The 6,354-nt window shown below is 35.6% G+C and carries 6 protein-coding genes; all 6 read left to right on the forward strand.

Going from position 1 to position 6,354, the window contains the following annotated elements; genetic code table 11:
* The first annotated feature begins 139 nt into the window (after positions 1–139).
* The 6 genes from IAQ59_RS21390 (at position 140) to IAQ59_RS22550 (ending at position 6,071) form a co-directional block, all read left to right on the forward strand.
* Positions 140–1,198 (forward strand): reverse transcriptase domain-containing protein, encoded by a 1,059-nt coding sequence (locus IAQ59_RS21390; protein ID WP_209332900.1) that lies wholly within the window; start codon positions 140–142, stop codon positions 1,196–1,198.
* A complete protein-coding gene (locus IAQ59_RS21395) occupies positions 1,195–1,830 on the forward strand; it encodes a hypothetical protein (RefSeq protein ID WP_209332897.1) in 636 nt (211 codons plus the stop codon). The genes IAQ59_RS21390 and IAQ59_RS21395 overlap by 4 nt, the downstream gene beginning before the upstream one ends.
* A 48-nt stretch (positions 1,831–1,878) precedes the next feature.
* Complete coding sequence (locus IAQ59_RS21400) at positions 1,879–3,720, forward strand: hypothetical protein (RefSeq protein WP_209332898.1); 1,842 nt, start codon at positions 1,879–1,881, stop codon at positions 3,718–3,720.
* A 1-nt stretch (position 3,721) separates the two neighbouring features.
* Positions 3,722–5,560, forward strand: a complete 1,839-nt coding sequence (locus tag IAQ59_RS21405) for a DEAD/DEAH box helicase (RefSeq protein WP_209332899.1) — start codon at positions 3,722–3,724, stop codon at positions 5,558–5,560.
* A 333-nt stretch (positions 5,561–5,893) separates the two neighbouring features.
* On the forward strand, positions 5,894–5,986 hold the full coding sequence (locus tag IAQ59_RS22825; protein ID WP_425342628.1) for a hypothetical protein: 93 nt from the start codon (positions 5,894–5,896) through the stop codon (positions 5,984–5,986).
* Positions 5,949–6,071, forward strand: a complete 123-nt coding sequence (locus IAQ59_RS22550) for a hypothetical protein (protein ID WP_280868316.1) — start codon at positions 5,949–5,951, stop codon at positions 6,069–6,071. The genes IAQ59_RS22825 and IAQ59_RS22550 overlap by 38 nt, the downstream gene beginning before the upstream one ends.
* Positions 6,072–6,354: the final 283 nt, after the last annotated feature.

The raw sequence follows: 6,354 nt of genomic DNA on the forward strand, positions 1-6,354 counted from the left end.
CGTCGATTTTCGGTTCATATTTTGTACCTTCAAAGCTATATGGTTTAGAAGCTTTAAGATACTTAAAGCAGGCCGGTTTTCATAAGGAAAGCCGGTTTTTTTTTTGCTCCTAAAAGGCCTTTTTCCTTAACTTAATAGCATTGGGCCACAGCCTTCCTATCTCCTAGCAAACTTACTTTTATATCCACTTGACAAGGAGTTGATAAGCGAAGCTTTCAAGTATTATCGCTACATGGACGACATCAAAATCTATGGATATTCTGAAAGCGAATTGAGAAATGTGTTAGTCCATATTGACAATTATTTAAAAGGACATGGTCTTTCTATTAATTCAAAAAAGACAGGTATAACCGCCATTGACGGAGCCAAAGAAGATGAAACGGTAAAAGAGCTTAGACGATTTGAAGTTATAGGAAACGATTATACAGGAGATGAATCTATTTTTACTGAGCTTTCTGAAGGCGGACTAGAAAGTAGCATCATAAAATCATTACTCGGTTTGAGCGAACAATCGCCCGAAGAACATGATGAAAATGATGCTAAAAAACAATTAGAAAATATTACCGAACCTGAAAAAATCATTGCTTTTTGGAAAAAAGAAATCAGCGATGTTGAGCTTGAACTACCTAGTCTTTTTAAAAATGATTCACTTGAATTGGCTGAGCCTGAAAAAACGGATGATATTGACTTCATTCGTTTAAGTGCCAAATACGGCACAGCCGTTCGTTCACTTTCTGAATACAAGCAAGTCAAAGCATCAGATAATCTTCTGCAATACTGGCTTTTCGCTTTGAATAAATTTTATTGGAGGGCAAGCAATTACATTTTAACGCTTCAGCATTACAGGGATAATGGGACTTTGAAACAAGAACTTATTTCAATTTACAAAGCAGATAAAAATTACGAATGCTATCGCTATCACATCATTACATGCCTTACCTACAATTTCAGGTATACTGACAGGGAACTTAGAGAATTTTTCAAATATCTAAAAGCTGAAAACTCAGAATTAGTTCGCTATGCTCTATACTGCATGCTTATTAAACATTCTGATGATCAACAATTAAAATCAACCTTACGAGTACAGCTCTCTAAGGAAGCGAATAATTACTTGAAATTGATAACACTAGCCTATTGGAAAAAGGATGCTAGCCTTGTTAGTACTATGGATGAACTTGTTAAACAAATGGGATTATGAAGTTTACGGAAGTAAGAAATACAATGCAATCTTTTTCCGGTGCTTCAACCCCGGAATATCAACTTAGCTACATTACTTCAGACGTTAAAGACTTACTAAATGGGCTTAACAATCAATTTATAGAGTATCTGACAAAAGACATTATTGAAAGCGAATTTCAACTGAATTTAAAACAATGGCTGGGTTCGCCTTATTATCAGTCTTCAAATGAAAATGCTAAAGACTGTTTGGAGCACTGCCCCACCGTAAAGCATATCTGGGGCAGAAAAATAAAAGGATGGACAGATAGTGCGCTTAAATGCTATGATAACTTTTTGCTTAAGTATATTCAAATTGATAAAGGTGAATCAATACCTAAAACGTATGCTGGTATAAAAGAAACCGATGTTTACAATTATCTTATAGGTAAGGGTGGAATTGAACAAGAGATCGGGCAAAACTTTAAGAATATATATCAAATTCGATCTGCTTTTCAGCACATACAAACCGAGGAAAGGGATGGGATTAGGATTCCAAAAAGAATATCTAATTCTCAGTGCAACAAATGGAGAGATGTTATTATACAATGCTTCAAACGTTCACTGATTGCATTTTCTCATATGGTGATGGTTGAAAATAAAGTGCCTAAATAGTTAATAGAATATAATTATTAGTGACCTGAAAATGAATAATTAGCTAATATGAACGAAAGAAAGCTATCTGAATTACAGAAAGAGTATAGAGCCTTCTTTTCCGGAAAGATGGAACTTTATGGTGTTAAGTCACCTGCACAACTGAGCAAAGAAAAAAAGAGTGAGTTTTTTACAGAGATAAAACAAGATTGGGCAAAACATAAACTCGAGAAACAAAGATTAAAAGAGGTCAAGAAAAGAACACTATCAGTTGTTAAAGAGCCAGTTGAAGTTTATAAAAAGATAAACAAAGAAGCCAGTCCGATAAAGCAAAGTACAGGACAGGAACATAAGGCAAAGCAACCCAGAAATAAAAGTCAACAACCAACAGGTAAGATAACACCTAGACAAGAGGATGAAAGTCCGAGAGAGTTTACTAAACAAATCATCAAGTCAGAACCTAATCAAGAGCAAACAGACGACCTAAGAATATTATTTGAACCTAATAGTCATTTCGCACAAGACGAGCAATACCTCTACCCTGTCGTAAAAATGCCTAAAAGTAAGGCGATATTAAAACTGCCAAGAAATGGACGTTCTAATCAAAAGGGATACAAGGAGAATGACTTTTATAATCAGCTAATACATAATATCACGGGCATTGAAATGACTAATAATGTTCATATGGTAATACCTAATTTTAATAAGCCATATGAACCAGATATTGTTTTGTTCGAAAAAAAGCTGAACTTGTACATTGACATTGAAATAGATGAACCCTATGATGGTTATTACAGATATCCAACCCATTTCATCAATCCTGAGGATGAAATAAAAGAAGATAACACCAGAGATTTATTTTTTACCGAAAGCGGATGGATAGTAATACGGTTCACCGAAAAACAAGTTCACTCTCAGGCCTACGAATGTATTGACTATGTAAATAATGTTCTTAACTCAATATACAATCGAAATTTTAGCACTGATACAACTTGTTTCAGAGAAAATCAATGGGACTACAATCAATGTATTCAATTGCAGAAGATTTACTACCGTGAAAAATACCTCGGAATTGAAAGATTTCAAAAACAATACAGTTACAAGGAAATCCAAATAGACATTACCGAAACAGAAAGTATAGAAAATGTTATTCAGAGAACTAAGAAATTCAAATTTGATGCTTGGAACAGCAGCATTGCATTTGACGAACAATCACATAAATACATACATCCCAAAGATGAAACTGGTAATGCCGAATATATCTCTGTAACGACTCTTATTGAACGATTTTTTCCTTTTGACCTCAAGAGATATATTGAAAGAAAAGCGGAAGAAGAAAACAGAACAGAGGAAGATGTATTGGACGAGTATCTATTAATGCGAGATGAAGCTGCTGAAAAAGGCACATATCTGCATAATCAAATCGAATGTTTTCTTAAGCAAGATAAGTTTGATTCAGACTCTAAGGAGTTTGAGTTATTCCTAAACTTTTATAATAAAGAAATAAAGCCAATAAACTTACTATTCTTTGATGCAGAAAGAATGATTTTCTCTGACAAATACAATGTGGCAGGAACCATTGATTGTCTTTTCAAAAAAGAAAGCAAAGATGAATATGTAATGCTAGACTGGAAGAGAAGTAAGAAACTAATTATTGATGGAAGACCGAGAATTTTCGGATATGGTTATGCCTTATCAGAATTAAGCTCATTAGATAATTCAAGTTTCAACAGATACTGCCTCCAACAGAACATTTATAAGCTTATTGCTGAAACAGAATATGGTATGAAAATATCATCAATGAAGTTAGTAGTGTTACACGAAAACTACACTGACTATCACGTGGTGGATGTACCTATAATGAAAAAAGAAGCCAACATCATTTTGAACTCACTAAAAGTTAAAATATAAAATGGACGTACTAAAAGAGTTTCAGGCAGCAATTGAAATTGAATTTGCCAAAAACCTTGACGACTTCAAGGAGCAACAGAAGTTGCCTTTGGATGAAAGAGTTGCTAAAGGAGTAACAATGACTAATCTCCGTGTTGAAATGGAATTTTATGACGGGACACCGAATCAATGGTGTTATCCGCTTTCTGGTTCAGAGGAATACATTTCATCTGTAGAAATATTCTGCGATAATAATATTTCGAAATTTAAAGAAGGCAGCTCAGTGGTTTTGAGCAATGGCTCCCATCGTTTTGAAATGGATATTGAAGAGGATAGCACAGAAAAATTTTCACTAAAGCCCAACGACTTCAATGTAAAGCATTGCCACATTGATAGCATTAATTACCCGAAAAACAACTGGGAAATAAATGCAGTTAATACGGATATTAGTACAAGACTACTTTTGACGGCAGCTGACGTTTTAAAAAGCAACCCTGCAACCCTTCTGAAAATTGAAAACTTCTTAAGTGGTAGAACTAAAAACACCTACCAAGCGTATTCGCAAAAAGTTGGATACTTAAACGAATCTCAAAACACGGCTTACTTAAAAGCCATAAATGCAAGTGACTTTTGTATCATTCAAGGTCCTCCAGGAACAGGAAAAACAGAAACTATTGGAAACATAGTTAAACATCTAGTCGATTCTGGTTTAAAGGTTTTCGTAACAGCACCGACACATACAGCTATTAATAACTGTCTAAATGCTGTTGCAACAAAAATAAAGGACAACAAAAAAGTCGTCAAGATTGGTGAGAAGGCAAGTAACAAAGAGGTGCAAGGGAACCCTTTTGTAGCAAAGAAATCTCGAGTAACTTATTCTGGGTATGTTAACAACACTAATTTCAGTCAAAAAGGAATTGCAATTGGTTCAACTGCATATTCACTTTGCTATCCGGGAAGTAAGAAATTGGACGGCTGGAAATTCGATGTATGTATTATTGATGAAGCTGCACAACTAAGTATTCCTCTATCAATTGCTGCAATGTGCCGAACAGGAAAATACATTTTCGTTGGTGACCATAAGCAACTTGACCCCATTATTCCAAAAGGTTCAAATAATGAAATGTTTACAGAATCCATTTTCAGACGATTAGCACGAATTTACCCAAATGATTTTAACCTGCTAAATACTTCTTACAGACTAAATAAGTCGTTGATGAAAATACCGAATACCTTGTTTTATAATAATTTGTTGCAATCTGCTTCTACGACACGGGAAGATAATTCAAAGTATCAGGGGAATTATCACACGGAAATCTTAAATAGCGAACCTCACAAACTTATACTACATAATGTTTTTGATGCAAATGGTCGTTCACCGCACGAGGCAAAACTTGTTGCAGAAATAGTATCAGACCTTTTAAAGAACGGTGTAAACATAAAAGACATTGGCATTATGTCTCCCTTCCGTGCCCAAGTGAGAGAAATAAAAAAGGAAGTTACGAAAGTACTCCCTAGGTCTATATCTAAGCCGTTTGACACATTGTTGGTTGACACAGTTGATGGTATGCAAGGACAAGAACGAGATTATATTATATACAGTTTTGCAAATTCTCATCCTCTAGAATCAATGAGAAGGTTGGACTTTTTTTACAGCCCTAACCGATTGAACGTGGCTATAACAAGAGCAATAAAAAAATGCTTTGTAATCTCCAACTACAAAGTATTTGATATAATAGATGAAGAACTCAGAGACCACGAAGAATATGAAATAATTAAAGACAGTTTGGATATTTTTAAGCGATATAAATCAATGGCATCGGTTGTAGAAATTAATCAAGCAAATGAAGATGAATGGTAAATATTTGAAGTGAGCCTAACAATTTGCAAGCACATTGCCAAAACCGCACAAGCTAACCCGCTGACCAAAGCTTTGTCTAAGAGCTTGCCAAGCCACCGCAAGAGAAAAGGAAATTTTAAAAATGCCCCATCGCACGACAAAAGACAATGAAAACGACAGCAACAAATAGACCGGCAAACCACGGCAGGCAAGGAAGCACTGGTGGTAATCGTAAAGACCGTCCCCCCCCAGATTTCTCTGTCGATGTTGGCCTCTCAGACCGTTATAGTGTACAACGGAAAATCGTATCGTCTTTTCTCTTTTTGGCACAAATGAGGCGAAAACGAGACGTTAGTGATAGCAACCCACGGTATTTTAAAGAAGAGCCAGAAAACCCCACTCAAGGAAATTGAAAAAGCTGAACAGTGTAAAAAATGCCCGGTTTGAAACCATATTGAAGGTCTTTGAAGCATGGGGGGCTAAGGTGACTTTTAGCGTAGAGATGGACAACAGTAAAATACTCACCTATTGATAGCGTATCTGCGGGCAGGTTGAGGAGTTCAGCTACATAGAGGGAATTACCGTAGTGAAGTTTCTCGAACTTATCAAAAAAGTAGTGAGTAAATCCCCGAGTCTGACCCGATTATGCACAAGGCTAAAAAGACAATCCCCCAATGCTATTAAGTTAAGGAAAAAGGCCTTTTAGGAGCAAAAAAAAAACCGGCTTTCCTTATGAAAACCGGCCTGCTTTAAGTATCTTAAAGCTTCTAAACCATATAGCTTTGAAGGTACAAAATATGAACCGAAAATCGACG

The organism is Lunatimonas salinarum, assembly GCF_017811155.1.
Taxonomy (GTDB): domain Bacteria; phylum Bacteroidota; class Bacteroidia; order Cytophagales; family Cyclobacteriaceae; genus Lunatimonas; species Lunatimonas salinarum.

Excerpts from the sequence above, each read along its gene's own strand:
- IAQ59_RS21395 (WP_209332897.1), top strand. The coding sequence starts at position 1,195 with ATGAAGTTTACGGAAGTAAGAAATACAATGCAATCTTTTTCCGGTGCT.
- IAQ59_RS21400 (WP_209332898.1), top strand. The coding sequence starts at position 1,879 with ATGAACGAAAGAAAGCTATCTGAATTACAGAAAGAGTATAGAGCCTTC.
- IAQ59_RS21405 (WP_209332899.1), top strand. The coding sequence starts at position 3,722 with ATGGACGTACTAAAAGAGTTTCAGGCAGCAATTGAAATTGAATTTGCC.